Raw genomic sequence first — 20,006 nt, forward strand, 5'->3', positions numbered from 1 at the left:
TGTAGTGTGCAAAAACTATTTGTCTTTTTATTTCTTCTAATCAGTCCTGTATTTTTATTCGGTCAGCAAACCGCTTCGAAAATAAAAATTGTATCATATGAGCACATCCTGATACGTGCAAATGACAACGTCAGTTTTCTTCGGAACCCGGTTTTTCAACAAGATAATGCCACTTTAACCTGTGATAGCGCTATATTTTACAGTAAGCGCAATTATTTTGAAGCATACAAGAATGTACACATTAATCAAAGCATGACAAATATTTATTCTGATCAGTTAGAATACGACGGAAATAAAAAACATGCACATTTAACCGGAAACGTGAAGATGATCGATTCAGCCTCGACCACCTTAACCACCAATATCTTAGATTATAATACCCTCAGCAAGATAGGAACCTACACGAGTGGTGGTAAAATTGTAAATAAGGAAGTAACGGTAACAAGTAAAAACGGCTATTATTTTAGCAATTCGAACGATGCTTATTTTAGATATGATGTATTGGTAGTTACACCACAATCCACTATCAAATCGGACACCATGAGTTACAATACTCAAAGCAAATGGACTTTCTTTTATGGTCCAACCAATATCAAGGGTAAAGACGATAACCTGTATACAGAAAATGGCCAATACAATACCCTTAGTGAAGATGCTTTCTTCGGAAAGAAAAACCTATATACCCAAGGTACCAGATCGTTAAAAGGAGATAGTTTATATTATTATGGCAAAAAAGGAATTGGTAAAGCCGTAAAAAACATTGTTTTTTCTGACACAAAAGATAAGATGAAAATGTTCGGTGATTTAGGTTACTATTATAAAATTGATCAACGCACATTGGTTACCCGAAATGCCTATCTGGGCATCGGTACGGAAGATTCTATCCTAGTGAAAAATAAAAAAAGGCCTGATAGTTTATGGATGGGTGCGGATACATTGGAAACGCAAATGGTGTTACAAAAAACCTTAAAGTTAATTCCTAAAATTTCGATCAAGGCTGATAATCAGGTTGGTGAAGACGATGAAGATACCGGCGAAAAGAAAGGGAAAGGTGAACCAAAATTTAAACCAGAAACTGAATCCACTCAAAAAGAAGACCGGAATAAGCGCAAAAACAACAAGGCTGATAAAAAGAAAAAAAACAAAGGCGAGGCCGAAACAGAAGACCCGCTCAATCTGAAAGATAAAAATATTGATAGCTTGAAGTCGAAATTAGATTCGCTTGGCAAAGGATTGCCTAAAGTCGGTCTGGACAGCCTTCAGAAAAACAGTGTTTTAAAAAGCAAAGCCGACTCCATCATCAAAAATCTGCCTAAGCTTAAAACAGATAGTCTGCAAAAAAAGATAACGGATAAGGCTGGCGCGATAACGAAAGACATTTCCAAAACGAATATTGATAGCCTGCAAAAAAAGATAACAAACAAGGCTGTACCATTAATTAAAGACCTTTCAAAAACAAAAATCGACAGCCTGCAAAAAAAGGCAATAAAATCTGGCGTTAAAGACAGTTTAACAAAGGGCCTGGGAAATTTAAAACTCGGCAAAGCAAATGATACCGCTAAGTTTAACCCGGCCGATACTGTTCAGGCCCGTATTATCAAGGCTTATCACGGGGTAAAAATTTATAAAACGAATATTCAGGCCAAAACCGATAGTCTTTTTTATACCAGTGCCGATTCTACTTTACGTTGTTATAGTAATCCGATTATCTGGTCGGAAGGCTCGCAACAGGTTGGTGATACCATTTTTGTTCAGTTCAAGAATAAAAAACTAAATAATTTACAGGCCTTTAGAAATGCTTTTTTGGTAAACACCCCAAAAGATTCATTAAGGTTTAATCAGATAAAAGGCAGGTTGATGACAGGTTTTTTCTATAATGGAAAACTTAAAAACCTGTATGTTGATGGCAACGCCGAAAGTATTTATTACACACAAGACGATAGCACAAAGGTTTATAAAGAAATGAACCAAACCTTAAGCAGCAGGATAAAATTCATTTTTAAGGATAAGGAAAACGCGATTGAAGATATCGTTTACATCAAGGGAGTTGAGGGTGCCTTAAATCCGGAAAACACGATTGCCAAAGACCATGTTTTAAAAGGATTTTCGTGGAAGCCAACAGAGCGCCCAAAATCGAAGAAAGATGCAATAGGCTCATCTGGAAAACCGAAACCCAAAGCAAAGGCTAAAACAGTAGCAGGTAAAACGGTAGCAGGTGCAAAAGCTGTAACTCCGGCAACGAAGCCGGCAACAACAGCACCGGGTATCCTTAAGCCAAAAGTTATGCCGGGAAAAGACAGTTTGAATCTGGATAAAAAAATACCTCAAACCAAACCAGCAGATACTGCAAACTTTGGTATTAAACCCATTTTACCGAAAAAAGATTCTACCCAAGTGAAAAAAGATTCTGTTCAGATAAAAAAGGCAACAGGGGTGAGGTAGTTTTTGTTATTCACTAAATAAATGGTTAAATTTATTCATGGATTTACAATCAGAAAAATTAAGTTTACTTCAACAGATCATTAATTCGGATGATGAAAGCTTAATCAGTGATATTAAATCACTAATTAACACAAGAGATTATGATTGGTTTGATGAACTAAGTAGTAGCCAGCAAAATGATATTCGGGAAGGAATAAGCCAACTCGATCGTGGTGAAAGTTTTAGCCACGAAGAGGCAAAAAAAAGATTTAGTGTTTAATGGATATTATTTGGTCTAAAAAAGCTGGCGAAACTTTCCAAAAAAACATAGACTATTTAAAAGAGAATTGGACGGAAGTAGAAGTAAAAAAATTTATCACAAGAGTATTTACTTATCTCGAAACACTATCTGAGCAGCGATTAATCTCTAGAAAAACCTATAAGATAAAAAATACCCATATAGGATTTATTATCCCACACATATCAGTTGTATACCCTATTAAACCGAAAAAAGAAATTTTAGAGATTGTAACCTTTATAGACAATCGACAAAGTGGCAAAAAGAAAAAAATATTTTTATAATTCTCCCTTCAAAAAAACCATCATCTTTCCAAGTGCAATAGCCCTGTGGCTGATTTTATTCTTTTCCGCCATATCCATTTCGGCAAAAGTGATTTCATAACCATCAGGTTGGAAAATTGGATCGTAACCAAAACCCTTCGAGCCAGATAATTCTGTGCTGATTGTTCCTTCAATCGTACCTTCAAAAATATGGTTTTGACCGTCCTGCATTAAAGATATTACGGTTTTAAACCTCGCCCTTCTATTATTATTACCTTCTAGTTTCTTCAAAACAAGTTGAATATTTTCTAAACTATCACGGCTTCCCGAATATCGGGCAGAGTAAACCCCAGGTTCATTATTTAAAGCCTCAACCTCTAAGCCACTGTCGTCGGCAAAACAATCTAACTTAAAATGCTCCACCACATAACTGCTTTTTAAAGTTGCATTTCCTTCAAAAGTGTCAGCAGTTTCAGGGATGTCGACAAAACAACCAATATCTTCCAGGTTCAGCACTTCATATTTACCTTCAAGTGCAGCACGTATTTCTTCGGTTTTATGTTGGTTATTCGTAGCGAAAACTAGTTTTTTCATTGGGAAAAGTTGCAAGGTTGAATGAATTGGAATGTTGTAAAGTTAGCAGGTTGAAAGGTTAAGGTTTCTGTCCAAGGGCTATAGCGCCAATCTCGATACTGGCTTCTCAATATCTGATACTCCAAACTACCTACTTGATGCTAAAATACCAAAACGTTATTTAATTTTCTGAAGATGACCCCACAAGAGTTTTTTTGCAGTTAAATCACTATCCAAATGATGAAGATTAGGTGCAAAGATAATCCTTGTAGTCTCGTGAACAATGATTTCATTTTGCCAGCTAAGGTTCAGTTTTAACTCGGCAATTTCCACTCCGAAAGCTAACATGATAACTGGTTTAAAAAAACGGTGCAATTCTGTATAATCCGTTCCACTGTAATTTGCATAATTTAAAATGGCAAAATCAGGCGTCCCCAAATCTACGGCTTTCACAATTTTGCGCAACAGTTCCCTACCCTGTTCGGTACTTACATCGTTCTCTTTATCGTTCACTAAAATCAGTACCGATTTTTTATTTCCACCTAAAAATTTAAACGTTTTTTCGGGGAGCGGTTCAGCCACAATATGCGGAATTTCAGGCCCTTGCGGATAAACTTTTGGAATTTTTGCAGCATTAATCTGAGGAATTTGTGCTATTTCCGGTTTTAAACCAGATTCTTTTGCTTCGGTAGCAGAAACATTTTCGGAAACAAAAACCGGCTCAGCGTTACGTAAAGGCAGAATTTCTACACTTTCATCCTTTACCAGAAAGACCTCTTCGGTAAAAAATAAGCGTAAAGCATTCGCATTGTTGGTAACCTGGTTTTCCATTCGTATTTTTGTTGAATAATAATTTCTGTTAAAATTAGTTAAATATCTTATAATAGCGTCGCTAATTGTTACTTTTATCCCTTAAAATTTATAGAGTGCTCTGCGTGAGGAAAGCTTACTGCCTATTTATTTTCAGCTTTATTTATAGCATTTCGTTTGCACAAAACGTTGCTGTGGTAAACGGTAAATCGATAAGTGCCAAGGAGTTTATGTGGGCGTACAAAAAAAGCCATAATGGAAACATGAGTGCTGCGTACGACACTTTACAAACGTATTTAAATTTATATATAAATTTTAAACTTAAGGTTTTGGATGCCCGTGATATGGGACTGGATAAAAATGCCAGCTATCAGGAGGAAATCAAAACCTATGAGGATGCATTAACAACGCATAAAAAAGTTGGGGTAAGCAACAAAGACCGCGATTTTTTATTGAATGAGTACCGCGAGGGTGTTTTAATGTTCAATGTTTCAGAACAAAAGATCTGGAATAAGGCACAGGAAGATGAAAAGGCGATACATGATTTTTACAATCAAAACCAACAGCATTACAATAAACCCTTAAGCGAAGTTAGAGGAGAGGTAATTGCCGATTACCAACTGAGCTTAGAAGATAAATGGCTAAAAAGCCTTAAACAGAAATATCAGGTCAAGGTTAATGAAAATGAGCTTAAAAAACTCGCCAGGTTATAACCGAACTGATTTTTGAAGACCATAAGTATTAAATTTGCAAAATATAACAAATAGAATGAAGAAAGTTTTTTTAGTAGCAACCGCTTTAATTTGCCTGTTTTTAAACAGTTTCGCACAAAAGCATACCGTTGATAAAGTTGCTGCTGTTGTAGGGAATAATATTATCCTGCTATCAGATTTAAACCAACAATACACACAATATCTTTATCAGGGAAATCAGCCCAATAACGATATCAAATGTAAAATCTTACAACAAACCTTAACCCAAAAGTTGCTTAAACAACAGGCTGAAATCGATTCGGTGATGGTTGAAGATGGTGCGGTTGATGATGAGGTAAACAAACGCATGCGTTACAGTATGCAACGTGCCGGTGGACAGGAGCGTTTAGAGCAATTTTTAAACAAATCTGTTTTACAGTACAAAGATGAGATCAGACCATCGGTAAAAGATGAGTTGATTGCACAGAAAATGCAACAAAAAATTACCGAGAACATCAATGTTACGCCAATGGAGGTTGAAAAATATTTCAAAACCTTGGGTGATAGCATTCCTGAATTTAATACTGAAGTTGAAGTTGGCGAGGTGGTTTTAAACCCTCAGTTAACAAAAGCGGAAAAACAAAAATTCCGTGATAAAATTGAAGCCCTTCGTTTAAGGGTTAAAAGCGGTGAGGATATGGGTGTGTTGGCCAAAACCTACTCAGAAGATCCGGGTTCTGCTGCTGATGGTGGTGATTATGGTTTTATCGACAGAACTACCATGGTTAAAGAGTTTACGGCATGGGCATTTAAACTAAAAGCGGGAGAAATTTCGCCAGTGTTCGAAACAGATTATGGTTTCCACTTTTTACAGGTATTGGAGCGTAGAGGTGAACAAGTACACGTTAGACATATCTTAATTATGCCTAAAACCACACCAGAAAGTTTAACCCGTTTAAAACTTCATGCAGATAGTATTTACCACAACATTATCGGTAAAAAATTAAGCTTTGCTGCTGCTGCAAACTTATATTCGGATAATAAAGAAAGTAAATACAATGGTGGTATGATGCTTAATGCAGAAAACGTGCAGGCAAGAAGTACTTTTATCCCGGTTGACAAATTGGATCCATCTATATTTTTAGTCATTGACAGCATGAAAATTGGTGGCATTTCTAAACCAGATCTATTTACCGCAGCCGATGGAAAACAAGGATACCGCATTTTATATTTAAAATCAAAAATACCACCACACAAAGCAAATCTTGTTCAAGATTTTCCAAAAATCAGAGATGCCGCACAAAGTGATAAAATTAATCGTACTTTAAGCGAATGGTTTGAAAAACGTCGCGAAAGTACCTACATTAAAATCGACGACGAATTTAATACCTGTGATGAATTAAAAATTTGGACTAAAACCACAGCCGCAAAATAACACCAATGCAGTATAAGAACGAAGTAGAAGCTGTTGATGCACTTCATCAATCTTTCAACAACATTAAAGCCGAAATAAGCAAAGTAGTAGTTGGACAAGATGACATCATAAAATCTGTTTTAATCGCCATTTTTAGTAACGGACATTGTCTGTTGGTTGGCGTACCCGGATTAGCCAAAACTTTACTTGTACAAACCGTAGCTTCTGTTTTAGATCTCGATTTCAACCGGATCCAGTTTACACCAGATCTAATGCCAAGTGATATTATTGGCGCAGAGATTTTAGGAGAAGACAGGCACTTTAAATTTATAAAAGGGCCTGTCTTTTCTAATATTATCCTGGCTGATGAGATTAACCGAACCCCTCCGAAAACGCAGGCCGCTTTATTAGAAGCAATGCAGGAAAAATCGGTTACGGCAGCTGGTCAAACACATATTTTACCAAAACCATTTTTCGTTTTGGCCACGCAGAATCCAATTGAGCAAGAAGGAACTTATCCCCTACCCGAAGCACAACTGGATCGTTTCATGTTCAACATTCAATTAAACTACCCTGCCTTTGCAGATGAGTTGAACATTGTTAAAAATACTACAAGCAATAAAACCGTTCAACTGCAGAAAATTATCCATGCAGATGATATCCAATATTTCCAGAAACTGATCCGCGATATTCCCATTACAGACAATGTTTTGGAATATGCTGTAAAATTAGCTTCCAAAACCCGTCCGAATAGTGAATTTGCTACCGAGGCGGTAAACAAATACATCAGCTGGGGCGCTGGGCCACGGGCCTCTCAGTTTTTAGTGCTGGGCGCAAAATGCCATGCCGCAGTAACCGGGAAATACTCTCCAGATATCGAAGATGTTAAAGCCGTTGCTGAGCCTATTTTACGCCACCGTATCGTGCGTAACTATCGTGCAGAAGCAGAAGGTTTATCGATCGAAAAAATCATTAAAGATTTATTGTAGTATTGTTAGTCGGGACTTATTGTTAGTCGGAATTTGTAATCCCGTCTTGTGAGCTAAGGATTTTTAATCCTTCTGTTAGTGGATTAAAATCCAAACTCAGCCCGTAATTGTAAATCTCGTCCATCGTAATGCACGATTAGTTATCTAAAATATTATTATTTTTAATAACTTACATTTTACAATTAATTAGCGCACTCAAAATGGAAGAAAAATACCCAAGTCTGGTAGAAAGGCTACAATCTACATTTATCGACACTATAGTCATCATCATTCTTATGGTGTGTTTTTCAAATGTATTAGACGGCTTTAACAATGTACCAGAATGGGTACGGATTTTATTGTTTGCATTTCTATTTGTGATTTACGAACCACTCTTCATGACATTTGGCTGCACCATTGGCAATTATGTCAAAGGAATAAGAGTAAGGAAAAATGAGGATATTCACCAAAAAATCAATATCGGTCAAGCCATTCTCCGGTACCCAATAAAACTGTCTTTGGGTTGGATCTCCTTTTTAACCATCAATTCAAATCTACAGAGAAGGGCCATCCATGATCTTGCATCTGGCAGTGTGATGATAAAACTTTAATTTTTTAGTTAGTCGGAATTTGTAATCCCATCTTGTGAGCTAAGGATTTTTAATCCTTCTGTTAGTGGATTACAATCCACAATATAACAGGCCTGGATTGCAAATCCCGACCAACTAAAATTATTATATTTGTTTTAAGATGGTTACCAATAAACTTAGCGGTGCAATAGCCGCACTGATGGACGAATATAAAAAAGCAGTTGATGAACTGATTTTGGTAATTGAGCCCGTTAGCCAACATCAACTGCTGAAAACCATCGAGCCAGTAAGTCCAAATACAGACTGTATTTCCATCCAAACCATCTTAACGCATGTAACCGCTTCGATGTTCAGTTATGCCGTTTATATCGAAAACTCCATTGGACTGGAAACCCTTAGACCAGAACGGCTGCAATTTGATGAGGTAACACTTTATATTTCCCGGCTTCGGGAAGCCCTTAAATATAACGAGGACTTTTTCAACAGTAATCCCGATATCACCATGGAAGAGCTAGATCAATCAAAAAAAATAGACACCAGGTGGGGACAGCAATATGATGTAGAACAAATGCTCGAACACGCCATAGTTCATATTTTAAGGCACAGGCGGCAAATTAAAAATGCCCTGATTCACTTTAATTCTTAAAACTATACATTGAGCGCTCAAACGAACTTTTATAACCGGTTTTCATTTCTATATCCACTGGTCGATATTTTCCTCAAACCTCAAAAGAAAAAATTTTTTAATGAGATTAATCAGCTGCCTTACGGAAACTTACTCGAAATCGGTGTAGGCAACGGCTCACATTTCTATCTATATCATAACCACAACATTACAGGGATAGAAATTTCTTCCTCGATGTTGAATATGGCTAAAAAGAATTCGACAGGCGCCATGCAACTGTTCGAAATGAATGGCGAACACCTTAAATTTGCAGATAACAGCTTCGATTATGTCGTATTATCGCATGTTATAGCCGTTGCAGATCAACCCGAAAAACTACTGAGCCAGTGCCATAATGTTTTAAAACCCAACGGAAAACTTCTGATCTTAAACCACTTTACCCCGAATAATTGGCTAAAATACCTTGATCGGATATTTAATATAGGCGCTAATTTATTTCATTTAAAATCTCTATTTTACATGGAAGATATTAAGGGGATGGATCAGTTTACACTGGAAAAAGAAATCGCTTTAAAACCACTTTCTTATTTTAAAATCCTAATTTTTACCAAATCTTGAAAAAGCACTATTGGTATATTTGCTTTGCCTTAATCATTAGCTTGTTCATTTATGTCTTTTACCGGACTGATAAAACATTGGTGAATCAGATGATCATTCAGTTGATTTCCTTTAAAACTTACGAAAGTCTGAAACAGACCATCACAGAAAACCTACCTTTAAACAGATACATTATTTATTCATTGCCAGAAGGCTTATGGGTTTTCTGTGTCACTCTAACCTCTAAAGAGTTTTATTTTGAACTTTATAATAAGCGATTTAACTGTGTTTTTGTTCCGCTAATATTCGCTGTTGGATTAGAATTGTTACAGCTACTTCACCTTACAAAAGGATATTTCGATCTCTTAGACATTGGCATTTCATTGTTTTTTTGGTTGATAGCAGCAAAAATAATCGACACCAAACAACATTTTGAAAATTTCATCCAATCCATCACTTACAATAGTGTAGCTTGCATATTAAGTTATGTTATCGTTTATCTTGCTCATGTTACCCAGTAATAATTTCATTTTAAAATTTGCAATTCGCTGAAAATAAATATCTTTGCATCAAAATTTATAGAAATGCTACGTCAACTACATATCCAACAATTAAACTTTAGCCAGTCTTGTGGCATAAAGGGCTTGGGTATTGACTTAAATTTCCTCCCAAACCCTTAACGCGGTTTTAAGCTCCAGGGCACATAAACCCAAATTAAAATCATTTTATTACGCAGTTGCTAAGCATTTTATCGCTTATCAACATTAATTATATCCATTATGGACATTTACACCACTGTAGAAGAAAAATATCTACAGGCCATTGAAGAATTGCATTGGGGCGAATTGCCTAAAGCACTTCAATATTTTAACGAGATTATTGTTTTCGACGCTGATTACGCCAGGGCTTATTTTCAGTTGGGCGATATTTACCAAACCCACTTTAAAGATTATAAAACTGCGGGTTATTATTACAAACGCTGCATTGAATTAGATGCTGATTTCCCTGAAGTTTACGAGCCATATTTAAAGCTTGTGATCACACTGAAGATGCATAAACTTGTAAAACAGGTTGCTGACAAGGCCTTGCTTGTGCCAGGCGTTTGCGAAGCACACATTTACGAAAGTTTAGGTTTGCATGCCGAGCAACAACAAAATTTTGGAGAAGCGGCAAACTACTTTAAAAAAGCGGAACTGTTTAATGCCATCCAGGATGAACAAAGCACCTTGCTCGAACATCAGAATCGCATCAAAAGTAAAATGAACAGTACCAAAGCAATGATTTACGATCTGCAAGGATAAAAGGCAATGCCTTTTATCCTCATACTTGTACAGGCACAAATCACCAGTTTAAATCTTTTTATTTTAATTTTGTTGCTATCTTTACCACACAATTACAAAGCATAAATCTTTAAATCAAAAATATTCGATATGTCAGCTCACGATTCACACGCACCGGTTCAGCAAACAACAGGCATTTGGGCTTTACCTTTAACTGCATGGATTCTGGTTTTATTATTGTGTGTCTATTTCACTAGGCCAATTTTTAACCACAAAGAAGCATCTGCTCACCATGAAAAAACTGAAGCAGCACACGAAAAACCAGAAGCACACCACTAGGATTTTCGCGGCACAAAACATAAAAAAAGCGTTCTGAATAACTTAGAACGCTTTTTTTTATGCCATTTATATCAGCTATTTAAGTTGCCCCATAATATTGGGAAAATCAGTAATAATCCCATCTACCCCCAAGCTCATAAAATACTTTACATCCTTCACTGTGTTTACCGTCCAGGGGATAATTTTGATGCCCATTTCGTGGCAACGATCGACCAAACCTTTACCCACCAGCACCGAATAAGGACTATAAATGGTCGGTTTAAAGCCTAATTTTTCGATATAATCTTCAAAAGGCTCTTTCTCATCAATCAGCAATGAAGTTTGTATTTTTGGATATTTCTCGTGCAGGTATTGAAGTGTACGCATATCGAACGATTCGATAATTACCCTTTTAGCGAGTTTTTTTTCATTGATCACACTCATAATCAGGTCTACAAATTCTGCGGGCTCAGGATGAAATTCGTTATCGCCCTTTTTAATCGTTTTGGTTTCGATGCTATATACCGGTTTAGCCATTTTGTGCGCTTTTACATAGGCCTCAACCGCATCTATGGTTTCAGAGAGTAATGGCTTATAAGCCTTAAACTTCATTTGCCCTGGGAAACGGCTGTGTACCTTACTGCCCACATCAAACTTCTTAATTTCATCATAATCCATCTTATAGATGTTAAAATTTTTCTGATCTTTTAAAGTAATCGCTTTCCCGTTGGGTTGCAGGGATATTTCGTTATTAAAGTAGGGTTCCTGAGAGAGCACCACTTGTTTATCTTTCGAAATAACCGCATCCATTTCTAAAGTGGTAACACCTAAATCTAAAGCTTTTAACATCCCTTCGATGGTGTTCTCTGGCATAATGCCTCTTGCGCCAGCTTTACCCTGTACATCGAATTTCTTTTTTTGAGCTGAAACATTTAAGAAAATTAAGATGAGCGTAGAGAGTAGAAGTAATTTTTTGTGCATAAATTTTAAACGTAAAATGGGTGTTTTTATTAGTAAGTTGACAACTTTAATCACCAACCTGAACGGAAGTTGTTAACGCTCACAATTAGGGTATAACATTGAGCTAAATCAGATCCTAATTACAGCTGAAGGTAAAATGTCGAAATAAAAAAAGGGCCTCTTTTTATGGATAGCCCTCTTTAATTCACATTGTTTTTTTATCTTTCTGCGGGCACAAATGCCTGCACAATTAAGTTCCAGCTTGAATCAGCAGCTTTTTCATAAACGAAAACATAATTAAAACTTTCGCGTAAATCGGCCTTATAATCGATGGTAGCAACACCATAAGTATAAGCGAAATCACTACCGATTGCTTTATCTACACCAGTTGTTTTTAAATTGATTTTGCTGATCATGCTGTTATAAAAAGCAACAATTTTACCTTTTCCATCAATGGCTTCATTACCTGGGAAAAGCAAACGTGCATCGTTGGTTAAGAAACCACCAAAAGCAGCAATGCCATGCGTTTTTAGTAATGTATTTAATGTTTTTTCGGTAGTGATGATAATTTCTTTTCCAGCCTTAATTTCTCTTTCATTTAAGAATTTTGGTGCAACATGATCTTTTGGCTCAACAAACAATGGGGTAACTTTAGCCAGAGGCTTGTTACTTTCTGTACCTAGATCAATCGCCAATTTCCATTTACCGTTTTCCGATTTCCAAATGGACAGATATTGACCGTATTTTTTTTCTGAAGTTCCAATTTCATAAGGACCTGTGGTAAAACCTAAATCACCACTGCGTGATACTTTAGCCAAATTTGGCGTCCATGTTACATCATTCTCTGCATTTGCCTTGCCAGCATAAAAAGTTTTAGCATTCACCGGGTTTGGCCTAAATACTAAGGTGCTGGTAGATGAATAGTCTATATAAGCTTCTTTATCTCCATTTTTGGCAATTGACTTGGCGAAATCCTTTTCGGCGTTTACCAAAGATTTGGTTGTTCCGTCACTTTTTTGAGCAAAAGCGCCTAGGGCTAAAAGCGAAGCTATTGCGGTTGAAAATAATTGTTTCATTATTAATTAAGATAATATGTTTGGCGAATATAAAATTTTCTTTGATGTATGGGTTTAAAAGTAATTAACAATTACACATTAAAAACCTATTTTTCTCTATAAATGGTTTCTAAAACCGTTTGTCCGGTTGCTTTTAGTGTATTCTTGTCGATATTGGCCAAATTATCCAATTGGGTATGCCAGTTGATGTAAAAGCCACTGTTGTCATTGTAATGGATAATATCAATAGAAGGAACACCTGCCTTGTTCATCCAAAAATGATCATCTACCAGCTTCCCACTTGGAATGCTGGTAAAATAAGATGCATAACCAATCTCATCACCGATTTCCCAAACTTTATTCACCACATTAGGAGCAGCCTGGCGCGAAATTTCATCTTGCGTAAACTGGGCATTGCCGCCGCCAACCATATCCAGGTTGATGCCGTACAAGGCTTTATAACCAGTAGCAATTGCTTTTTTTGCCCAATATTGCGAGCCCAGACACCAGGTTACGTCATCAGGTGTTTCATCATCGGCCTTTCCATAATCTTCCAAATCCCACAATACAAAATCTACTCCTACATTTGGCTGTTTTTCTTGAATCTGACGTGCCATTTCTAAAATTACGGCCACACCGCTTGCTCCATCATTTGCCGCATCGAAAGCTTTGCCCTGGTTCGCTGGATCAGTATCTTTATCAGAAAACGGACGCGCATCCCAATGCGCAGTAATCAACACCCGTTCCTTTTGATCTGGATTAAATGCAGCCACAATATTTTTCAATTGAAAACTTTTACCATCATACGTCTGCATTTTCTGTCCCTGGATGCTTACCTCGGCACCGAAAGATTTTAGTTTAGTTACCAAATAATCAGCACATTTTTGATGGGCTAAGGTACCGGGAATCCTTGGACCAAAATCTACCTGTGCTTTGGTGTAGGCATAGGCGCTATCGGCATTAAAATCTGGAGAAGATAAACTTACCGTTTGTTCTCCACTGTCATCAGTATTTTGGTTCGTTTTATTCTGGCAGGCCTCAAATCCGATTAACGCGAATAATGCCAGTATTAATAATTTTTTATTCATTGCTTAATGTAACGGAAAATTGATGTAATTATTTTTTCATCCCAGCCCCCTTCAAAAGAGGACAAATTCCTTGCTGAGTTCAAAATGTATAAGATTTATTTTCCCGCGCTTAAATCGTCCCACTTTGAAGGGGACAGGGGGATGGTAATAAATAAGGTTTTGCTAAGAAAGCACATAATCCACAATCGCCTGGCAATGAATTTTAGTGGTATCGAATACCGGAATATCAAAATCAGCCTGACTAATGAGCATTGGGATTTCTGTACATCCCAAAATTATACCTTCAGCACCATCTGCAATCAGCTCATTAACGATTTTAATGTAGCGGGCTTTGGTTTCTTCTGCGATTACCCCCCTACCCAATTCTTCTTTAAGCGTAAGCTGTATATAATCGCGGGTTTCTTTCTTGGCTGGCACCAATACGTTTAATCCATAATCTTCGAGCTTTTTGGTATAAAACTCCTTTTCCATGGTAAACACAGTGGCTAATAAGCCCACATTTTTAATTCCTGCAGCATTTATGGCTTTAGCAGTTTCAGAACCAATATGGATAATTGGTAAAGCGATTTTTTCTTCAAGCTGATCGGCAAAAAGATGGGCGGTATTGGCACAGAGTACAATAGCTTCTACACCGCTACGCTTTAAACTTTCACAGGCATTTAGCAAAAGGTCAAACGATCCTTCCCAGGTTTTATCCTGAACATCACCAAAATTAAGGGAGTAAATCAAACATTCAGCAAAATTTAATCCACCCAAGCGCTCATTTACACCCTCATTTATAAAGCGGTAATAATCTATGGTCGATACCCAGCTGATACCACCTACTAAACCAATTTTCCTCATTGTTTAAAATTATCGGCTCGGTACTCCAAACTCGTTAGGCTTTACTCCAGGTTGTACCTTCTTTGCCATCTTTAAGCTGAATGCCCAATTCCTGTAAGCCTATTCGGATACGATCTGAAGTGGCATAATCTTTATTCGCTTTGGCCTCGGTCCTTAAATTGATGACCATATCTAAAACGCCATTTAAGTCGTTTCCTCCGGCATCTTCATCTTTCAGTCCCAATATATCAAACACGAATTCGTTAATCAGTTGTTTTAACTTTTCTAATGCTTCAGCAGAGATTTTTCCCTTACCATCGTACACGGTATTGATGATCCTTACCGCTTCAAACAGTTCAGCAATTAAAATCGGACTGTTAAAATCATCGTTCATCGCATTGATACAATTCTCTTTCAATGCATCAATATCAAAATCGTTCTGCTCTGATACGGTTAATTTATCCAACAAACCAATCGCAGCCATTAAACGGCGAAAGCCTTTTTCTGAAGCATCCAGGGCATCATTCGAAAAATCGAGTGTACTGCGGTAGTGTGCCTGCAACATAAAAAATTTTACCGTCATCGGGCTATAACCTTTCTTCAGTAAAGGGTGGTCGCCTGTAAATAGTTCTAAAGGAAGGAAACCATTGCCTGCCGATTTAGACATCCGCGTGCCATTTACCGTAAGCATATTGGTGTGCATCCAGTAACGTGCAGGTTGCTTATGACTGCAAGCTTCAGATTGTGCAATTTCGTTGGTGTGGTGTGTTGCCGCTAAATCCATTCCGCCACCATGGATATCAAACTCAGCTCCTAAATATTTAGCACTCATGGCCGAACATTCGATATGCCAACCCGGGAAACCCATGCCCCATGGCGATTGCCATTGCATTAATGTTTCTGGCTTCGCTTTTATCCAGAGCGCAAAATCCAACCTTCCACGTTTCTCATCCTGTCCACCCAGTTCGCGGGTGTTGTTTAACATATCTTCGAGATTGCGGTTGGTTAAAATTGTATAATTATATTCTTTGCTATATTTTTCTACATCGAAATATACGTTGCCATCCACTTCATAACCGTAACCATTGGCTATAATTACCTTAATCATTTCGATCTGTTCGATAATATGCCCGGTTGCGGTAGGCTCGATACTTGGCGGCAGCGTATTAAACATGCGCAATACATCATGGAAACCCAGGGTATACTTCTGTACAATTTCCATCGGCTCAAGCTGTTCTAACTTTGCACGTTTTGCGAATTTATCGTCGCCCTCATCCCTATCGCCCTCTAAATGACCTGCATCTGTAATATTACGTACATAACGCACCTTATAACCGACATATTTAAGGTATCTGAAAATTAAATCGAATGATATAAAAGTGCGGCAATTGCCCAGGTGCACATCGCTATAAACGGTAGGACCGCAAACATACATCCCAACATTGGGTGCATTTAAGGGTTGAAAAAGTTCTTTTTTGCGCGAAAGCGTATTATAAAGCTGTAAGCCAGTATTCATACTGCAAATGTAAGATTTAGTTAGAAAGTTAAAACGTTTAAAGTTGTAATGTTCAGCTTATGATTTTTAAGTAACATTTATAAACAGGTTTCCGTGGGGCCAGACGTTACCATCTGACCGCAAAAAACATTAAGGTTGTAATGTCGATTTTTCATAAATATTAGAAAAGGTACGTTACTGCTTATCGGCTACAGCAGTCCCTCTTTCCGCTATAGTCCCGATTGAAACCTGTGCAACAAGTAAGCACACCATAAAAAGCAAAAAACCAGTGCTTAAATAATCGGGAGCTGCCGCTTCAATAGGGTTTAGATCGCATGGTTTGGTGTTGTTGGGTAACAAAGCCAGGCATTTGCGCCATTAGATGTTGCCATCTGATGGTAAACAAAATTTTAATCCCTAATTTTAGCTCCGCCTATAAAACATCAGTATACAATGGTTCAAATCAGAGAAATTTCAGAAGAAGATGCACAGGGTGTAGCTCAACTTTCTACGCAGCTAGGCTATGAAAGCAATACCGAACAAACACTGACCAGAATCAGGCAGATCAACAAAAGTAATGAAAACTGTGCCTTTGCTGCCGTTATTGATGATGTTATTGTAGGCTGGATCCATGGCTTTTATACCCTGAGGATAGAATCCGAACCTTTTGTCGAAATCGGAGGGTTGATCGTAGACGAAACTTACCGCAACTTAAAAATCGGGAAACAATTAATCGAAAGCGTAAAGCTTTGGGCAAAAAAGCACCACATAAAAAAACTAAAGGTAAGGTGTAATACCAAACGGATAGAGAGTCATAAATTTTATGAGCGGCTGGGCTTTAAGGAGAATAAACGGCAGATTGTATTTGAAATGAATCTCTCTTAATTGTTTTAAGTGTCAGATAGAAATATCTGATACCACAAGAAGCCCTGGCTAAACTTGCGAAGTCAGCAAAGGCCACCGCTCATGGCAGACTTCGCAAGTTGTCCCTACAGTTAACCGATTTAAACTATTAACCGATTAACCAACTATTCCTACATTATTACAACCCTCAAACATTTCCATATTGTAACATTTCAATCCTATTCGTTAACTTTGTGGCATGATTGATTTACCGGTAGTACCTGCTGTAACTGAAGTTAAACGTAAACCAGATTGGTTACGTGTAAAATTGCCCGTTGGTAAGGAATATGCACAAGTTCGCAGTTTAGTAGACACGCATAAACTCCATACCATCTGCGAAAGTGGTAATTGCCCCAATATGGGCGAATGCTGGGGTGCAGGTACGGCAACTTTCATGATTTTAGGGAACATCTGTACCCGTAGCTGCTCTTTCTGTGCAGTTGCAACCGGTCGCCCTTTGGCTGTTGATGTAGACGAACCCAACCGTATTGCCGATTCGGTAAGATTAATGGGCGTTAAACATTGTGTTATTACTTCGGTAGACCGTGATGATTTAAAAGATGGCGGCTCGATTATCTGGGCAGAAACCTTACAGGCCATCCGCAGAGAAAGTCCAATTACCACGTTAGAAACTTTAATCCCTGATTTTAAAGGTCAGTGGGATAATTTATACCGTGTTTTAGAAGAAAGACCAGAAGTGGTTTCGCACAATATGGAAACCGTTAAGCGTTTAACCAAACAAGTGCGTATCCAGGCAAAATACGACAGAAGCTTAGAGGCTTTAAAAAGAATTTCAGAATTTGGTTTGAGAACAAAAACAGGTATTATGCTGGGTTTGGGCGAAACTGAAGAAGATATTTTCGAAGCCATGGACGATCTGGTTGCTAATGGTGTTCATATTTTAACTTTAGGCCAATACTTACAACCTACCCGTAACCACCATCCGGTTATAGACTGGATCCACCCAGATACCTTTGCGATGTATAAAGAAGCTGGTTTGGCTAAAGGTTTAAAATATGTAGAAAGTGGTCCGCTGGTACGTTCATCTTACCATGCAGAAAAACACCTTTTCCCGATTGAAGGAATCGCATAAATTCATTTATTTACAACTGATTTAGAATGTTTTAATAAATCGCACTCTTTAAAGGAATGTATTTATAAAACATTTTTTTGCTTTTACTGTTCTGTATTGTATCTTAGTGACCGATAGTGACTGCATTAAAAAAATTAACCCTAACTGAGCCTGAACTTGTTCAAGCACTGCAATCGAAAGATCCCGCGGTACTGAAAACACTGTACAGCATGTATTCGTCAGCGCTTTACGGCGTTATTTCACGCATTATTACCCATACTGAGCTTGCTGAAGATGTATTACAAGAAACTTTCGTAAAAATCTGGCAGTCGGCTACACACTATGATAATACCAAAGGACGTTTGTTTACATGGATGATGAATATTGCCCGCAATTTATCGATCGACAAACTACGTTCTAAAGATTTTAAGAATTCACTCAAAAACCAAGATATAGAAAATAACGTAAGTTTCGTTGATGAACAAAACAAGGTTACGTTTAATCCCGATGTTCTTGGAGTTAAGCAACTTGTAGAAAACCTTAAACCGGATTTACAAGCAGTTCTTGATTTAGTTTATTACAAGGGTTTCACACATGTGGAGGCCGCAGAAAAGTTAGATCTGCCATTAGGTACGGTGAAAACCCGGATCCGGTTGGCTATTATTGAATTGAGAAGGAATTTTAATTGAGCGTGGAAAATTTAAAAGCATATATCGAATCTGGAGTACTTGAGCTGTACGTTTTAGGTGATTTATCACCTGAAGAAGCGTTGCAGGTTGAGGAAATGGCATCTCAAAACCCTGAGGTTAGAGATGAAATAGCTGCCATTGAGCAAGCTATGGAGCAATATGCTATGCAAAATGCTGTAGAACCATCTGCAGATGTAGAAACAAGATTATTCGAGAAGTTGGGTTTAAGTGAAGTTGAAGAGAATGTGAATGTTCAACCCGAACCAATTTACGCAGAAGAACCAAGAATTATACGTTTGGATGGAAGTGATGCTAAAGTGAGAACTTTACGTTACGCCTTAGTGGCTTGTGTAGCTTTATTGGTAGTAAGTACGGCGGCATTGTTTATCACATATAACAAGCTGAACGCCGCACACGACCAAATTGCAAGTTTAAACTTAGACAAACAAAAATTTGCCGGTGTAGTAAGTAAACTGGAATTTGAGAACCAGGGCTTAGATAACATGGCTGCCATGGCCGATAGCAAAGAATGGGCAACCATCCGTATGGCAGGGCAGGCATTTAGTCCAGCTTCAAAAATGAAGGTATACTGGAACAAAAAAGATAAAAGCGTACTGATCAATTATGTGGCAATGGATTTACCAAAAACCGATGCCGAACATGAATATCAGTTATGGGCCTTGGTAAATGGGAAACCAGTAAGTTTAGGTGTATTTGGGAAAACCGATTCAACCAGTAACGAAGCATTGTTAAAAATGCAGACCATCCAGGAAGCACAGGCTTTTGCCGTAACTTTAGAGCCAATGGGCGGAAGTGTTAATCCAACAATGGATAAATTAACCGTAATGGGTGGTGTTTAGAGAGAAATTATTTAATTAATATATTAAATCCCGACATTGAGAAATGCCGGGATTTTTTGTTTTTTATAGCTCCCAAGATTGTAATTCCTAGCAAGAATCGTCATTGCGAGTACTCATCAGGGCGCAATCTGAAAAAAATGGGGATGACGTTAGTTTGTTATTTCGAATTGTATTAAACTTTAATTTTGTAAAAAAAAGCAGGGCAAGCTACAT

22 protein-coding genes are annotated in these 20,006 nt (G+C 37.6%); 15 read left to right on the top strand and 7 right to left on the bottom strand.

Annotation, left to right across the window (positions count from 1 at the left end; genetic code table 11):
- Nucleotides 1-6 precede the first annotated feature (6 nt).
- Genes R2S57_RS26475 through R2S57_RS26485 form a run of 3 tightly spaced genes read left to right on the top strand, consistent with a single transcriptional unit; the run spans nucleotide 7 to nucleotide 3,003 of the window.
- Nucleotides 7-2,442, top strand: coding sequence for an OstA-like protein (locus tag R2S57_RS26475; protein ID WP_316847929.1), 2,436 nt, complete (start codon nucleotides 7-9; stop codon nucleotides 2,440-2,442).
- Between the two features lie 37 nt (nucleotides 2,443-2,479).
- Entirely contained in the window at nucleotides 2,480-2,701 is a 222-nt protein-coding gene (locus R2S57_RS26480) for a hypothetical protein (RefSeq protein WP_316847930.1), read from the top strand.
- Entirely contained in the window at nucleotides 2,701-3,003 is a 303-nt protein-coding gene (locus tag R2S57_RS26485) for a type II toxin-antitoxin system RelE/ParE family toxin (RefSeq protein ID WP_316847931.1), read from the top strand. The genes R2S57_RS26480 and R2S57_RS26485 overlap by 1 nt, the downstream gene beginning before the upstream one ends.
- Here the strand turns inward: R2S57_RS26485 and R2S57_RS26490 are convergent.
- On the bottom strand, nucleotides 2,998-3,576 hold the full coding sequence (locus tag R2S57_RS26490) for a non-canonical purine NTP diphosphatase (RefSeq protein WP_316847932.1): 579 nt from the start codon (nucleotides 3,574-3,576) through the stop codon (nucleotides 2,998-3,000). The genes R2S57_RS26485 and R2S57_RS26490 overlap by 6 nt on opposite strands.
- Before the next feature lie 156 nt (nucleotides 3,577-3,732).
- The gene (locus tag R2S57_RS26495; RefSeq protein ID WP_316847933.1) at nucleotides 3,733-4,386 is read right to left on the bottom strand and encodes a hypothetical protein; all 654 of its coding nucleotides are present in this window, start codon (nucleotides 4,384-4,386) and stop codon (nucleotides 3,733-3,735) included.
- A gap of 104 nt (nucleotides 4,387-4,490) precedes the next feature.
- Here R2S57_RS26495 and R2S57_RS26500 point away from each other — a divergent pair, with 104 nt between their 5' ends.
- The 8 genes from R2S57_RS26500 (at nucleotide 4,491) to R2S57_RS26535 (ending at nucleotide 10,870) form a co-directional block, all read left to right on the top strand.
- Entirely contained in the window at nucleotides 4,491-5,078 is a 588-nt protein-coding gene (locus R2S57_RS26500) for a hypothetical protein (protein ID WP_316847934.1), read from the top strand.
- 55 nt (nucleotides 5,079-5,133) lie between these two features.
- The gene (locus R2S57_RS26505; protein ID WP_316847935.1) at nucleotides 5,134-6,492 is read left to right on the top strand and encodes a peptidylprolyl isomerase; all 1,359 of its coding nucleotides are present in this window, start codon (nucleotides 5,134-5,136) and stop codon (nucleotides 6,490-6,492) included.
- Nucleotides 6,493-6,497: 5 nt separating this feature from the next.
- Nucleotides 6,498-7,460, top strand: coding sequence for an AAA family ATPase (locus tag R2S57_RS26510; RefSeq protein ID WP_316847936.1), 963 nt, complete (start codon nucleotides 6,498-6,500; stop codon nucleotides 7,458-7,460).
- Nucleotides 7,461-7,660: 200 nt separating this feature from the next.
- Entirely contained in the window at nucleotides 7,661-8,050 is a 390-nt protein-coding gene (locus tag R2S57_RS26515) for an RDD family protein (RefSeq protein WP_316847937.1), read from the top strand.
- Nucleotides 8,051-8,189: 139 nt separating this feature from the next.
- Entirely contained in the window at nucleotides 8,190-8,675 is a 486-nt protein-coding gene (locus R2S57_RS26520; RefSeq protein WP_316847938.1) for a DinB family protein, read from the top strand.
- Between the two features lie 9 nt (nucleotides 8,676-8,684).
- The gene (locus R2S57_RS26525; RefSeq protein ID WP_316847939.1) at nucleotides 8,685-9,272 is read left to right on the top strand and encodes a class I SAM-dependent methyltransferase; all 588 of its coding nucleotides are present in this window, start codon (nucleotides 8,685-8,687) and stop codon (nucleotides 9,270-9,272) included.
- Nucleotides 9,273-10,030: 758 nt separating this feature from the next.
- Complete coding sequence (locus R2S57_RS26530; RefSeq protein WP_316847940.1) at nucleotides 10,031-10,552, top strand: hypothetical protein; 522 nt, start codon at nucleotides 10,031-10,033, stop codon at nucleotides 10,550-10,552.
- Between the two features lie 129 nt (nucleotides 10,553-10,681).
- On the top strand, nucleotides 10,682-10,870 hold the full coding sequence (locus R2S57_RS26535; RefSeq protein WP_316847941.1) for a hypothetical protein: 189 nt from the start codon (nucleotides 10,682-10,684) through the stop codon (nucleotides 10,868-10,870).
- A 75-nt stretch (nucleotides 10,871-10,945) separates the two neighbouring features.
- On the opposite strand, the gene R2S57_RS26540 is transcribed toward R2S57_RS26535, so the two are convergent.
- The 5 genes from R2S57_RS26540 to cysS all read right to left on the bottom strand — a co-directional run bounded on the left by R2S57_RS26540 (nucleotide 10,946) and on the right by cysS (nucleotide 16,290).
- Nucleotides 10,946-11,830: a glycerophosphodiester phosphodiesterase family protein gene (locus tag R2S57_RS26540; RefSeq protein ID WP_316847942.1), complete on the bottom strand. Its 885-nt coding sequence runs from the start codon at nucleotides 11,828-11,830 to the stop codon at nucleotides 10,946-10,948.
- A gap of 197 nt (nucleotides 11,831-12,027) precedes the next feature.
- Nucleotides 12,028-12,885, bottom strand: a complete 858-nt coding sequence (locus tag R2S57_RS26545; protein ID WP_316847943.1) for a DUF4440 domain-containing protein — start codon at nucleotides 12,883-12,885, stop codon at nucleotides 12,028-12,030.
- Between the two features lie 86 nt (nucleotides 12,886-12,971).
- Nucleotides 12,972-13,952, bottom strand: coding sequence for a M28 family peptidase (locus R2S57_RS26550; RefSeq protein WP_316847944.1), 981 nt, complete (start codon nucleotides 13,950-13,952; stop codon nucleotides 12,972-12,974).
- A 162-nt stretch (nucleotides 13,953-14,114) separates the two neighbouring features.
- The gene (locus R2S57_RS26555; protein ID WP_316847945.1) at nucleotides 14,115-14,795 is read right to left on the bottom strand and encodes an aspartate/glutamate racemase family protein; all 681 of its coding nucleotides are present in this window, start codon (nucleotides 14,793-14,795) and stop codon (nucleotides 14,115-14,117) included.
- Between the two features lie 34 nt (nucleotides 14,796-14,829).
- Nucleotides 14,830-16,290, bottom strand: a complete 1,461-nt coding sequence (cysS, locus tag R2S57_RS26560) for a cysteine--tRNA ligase (protein WP_316847946.1) — start codon at nucleotides 16,288-16,290, stop codon at nucleotides 14,830-14,832.
- Nucleotides 16,291-16,722: 432 nt separating this feature from the next.
- Between cysS and R2S57_RS26565 the strand changes: the two genes are divergently transcribed.
- The 4 genes from R2S57_RS26565 (at nucleotide 16,723) to R2S57_RS26580 (ending at nucleotide 19,793) form a co-directional block, all read left to right on the top strand.
- Entirely contained in the window at nucleotides 16,723-17,154 is a 432-nt protein-coding gene (locus R2S57_RS26565) for a GNAT family N-acetyltransferase (protein WP_316847947.1), read from the top strand.
- A 217-nt stretch (nucleotides 17,155-17,371) separates the two neighbouring features.
- The gene (gene lipA / locus R2S57_RS26570; protein WP_057931208.1) at nucleotides 17,372-18,265 is read left to right on the top strand and encodes a lipoyl synthase; all 894 of its coding nucleotides are present in this window, start codon (nucleotides 17,372-17,374) and stop codon (nucleotides 18,263-18,265) included.
- A 116-nt stretch (nucleotides 18,266-18,381) separates the two neighbouring features.
- Complete coding sequence (locus tag R2S57_RS26575) at nucleotides 18,382-18,933, top strand: RNA polymerase sigma factor (protein ID WP_316847948.1); 552 nt, start codon at nucleotides 18,382-18,384, stop codon at nucleotides 18,931-18,933.
- A 2-nt stretch (nucleotides 18,934-18,935) separates the two neighbouring features.
- The gene (locus R2S57_RS26580; protein WP_316847949.1) at nucleotides 18,936-19,793 is read left to right on the top strand and encodes an anti-sigma factor; all 858 of its coding nucleotides are present in this window, start codon (nucleotides 18,936-18,938) and stop codon (nucleotides 19,791-19,793) included.
- The last annotated feature ends 213 nt before the right edge of the window (nucleotides 19,794-20,006 follow it).

Origin of the sequence: Pedobacter psychrodurus (assembly GCF_032678585.1) — a bacterium.
Lineage (GTDB): Bacteria > Bacteroidota > Bacteroidia > Sphingobacteriales > Sphingobacteriaceae > Pedobacter > Pedobacter psychrodurus_A.

Bases quoted from the DNA above. Each gene is read 5' to 3' on its own strand.
- R2S57_RS26540 (WP_316847942.1), bottom strand. From the start codon at position 11,830: ATGCACAAAAAATTACTTCTACTCTCTACGCTCATCTTAATTTTCTTA.
- R2S57_RS26530 (WP_316847940.1), top strand. From the start codon at position 10,031: ATGGACATTTACACCACTGTAGAAGAAAAATATCTACAGGCCATTGAA.
- lipA (WP_057931208.1), top strand. From the start codon at position 17,372: ATGATTGATTTACCGGTAGTACCTGCTGTAACTGAAGTTAAACGTAAA.
- R2S57_RS26555 (WP_316847945.1), bottom strand. From the start codon at position 14,795: ATGAGGAAAATTGGTTTAGTAGGTGGTATCAGCTGGGTATCGACCATA.
- R2S57_RS26535 (WP_316847941.1), top strand. From the start codon at position 10,682: ATGTCAGCTCACGATTCACACGCACCGGTTCAGCAAACAACAGGCATT.
- R2S57_RS26565 (WP_316847947.1), top strand. From the start codon at position 16,723: ATGGTTCAAATCAGAGAAATTTCAGAAGAAGATGCACAGGGTGTAGCT.
- R2S57_RS26490 (WP_316847932.1), bottom strand. From the start codon at position 3,576: ATGAAAAAACTAGTTTTCGCTACGAATAACCAACATAAAACCGAAGAA.
- R2S57_RS26515 (WP_316847937.1), top strand. From the start codon at position 7,661: ATGGAAGAAAAATACCCAAGTCTGGTAGAAAGGCTACAATCTACATTT.
- cysS (WP_316847946.1), bottom strand. From the start codon at position 16,290: ATGAATACTGGCTTACAGCTTTATAATACGCTTTCGCGCAAAAAAGAA.
- R2S57_RS26495 (WP_316847933.1), bottom strand. From the start codon at position 4,386: ATGGAAAACCAGGTTACCAACAATGCGAATGCTTTACGCTTATTTTTT.
- R2S57_RS26550 (WP_316847944.1), bottom strand. From the start codon at position 13,952: ATGAATAAAAAATTATTAATACTGGCATTATTCGCGTTAATCGGATTT.
- R2S57_RS26480 (WP_316847930.1), top strand. From the start codon at position 2,480: ATGGATTTACAATCAGAAAAATTAAGTTTACTTCAACAGATCATTAAT.
- R2S57_RS26505 (WP_316847935.1), top strand. From the start codon at position 5,134: ATGAAGAAAGTTTTTTTAGTAGCAACCGCTTTAATTTGCCTGTTTTTA.
- R2S57_RS26510 (WP_316847936.1), top strand. From the start codon at position 6,498: ATGCAGTATAAGAACGAAGTAGAAGCTGTTGATGCACTTCATCAATCT.
- R2S57_RS26545 (WP_316847943.1), bottom strand. From the start codon at position 12,885: ATGAAACAATTATTTTCAACCGCAATAGCTTCGCTTTTAGCCCTAGGC.
- R2S57_RS26520 (WP_316847938.1), top strand. From the start codon at position 8,190: ATGGTTACCAATAAACTTAGCGGTGCAATAGCCGCACTGATGGACGAA.
- R2S57_RS26485 (WP_316847931.1), top strand. From the start codon at position 2,701: ATGGATATTATTTGGTCTAAAAAAGCTGGCGAAACTTTCCAAAAAAAC.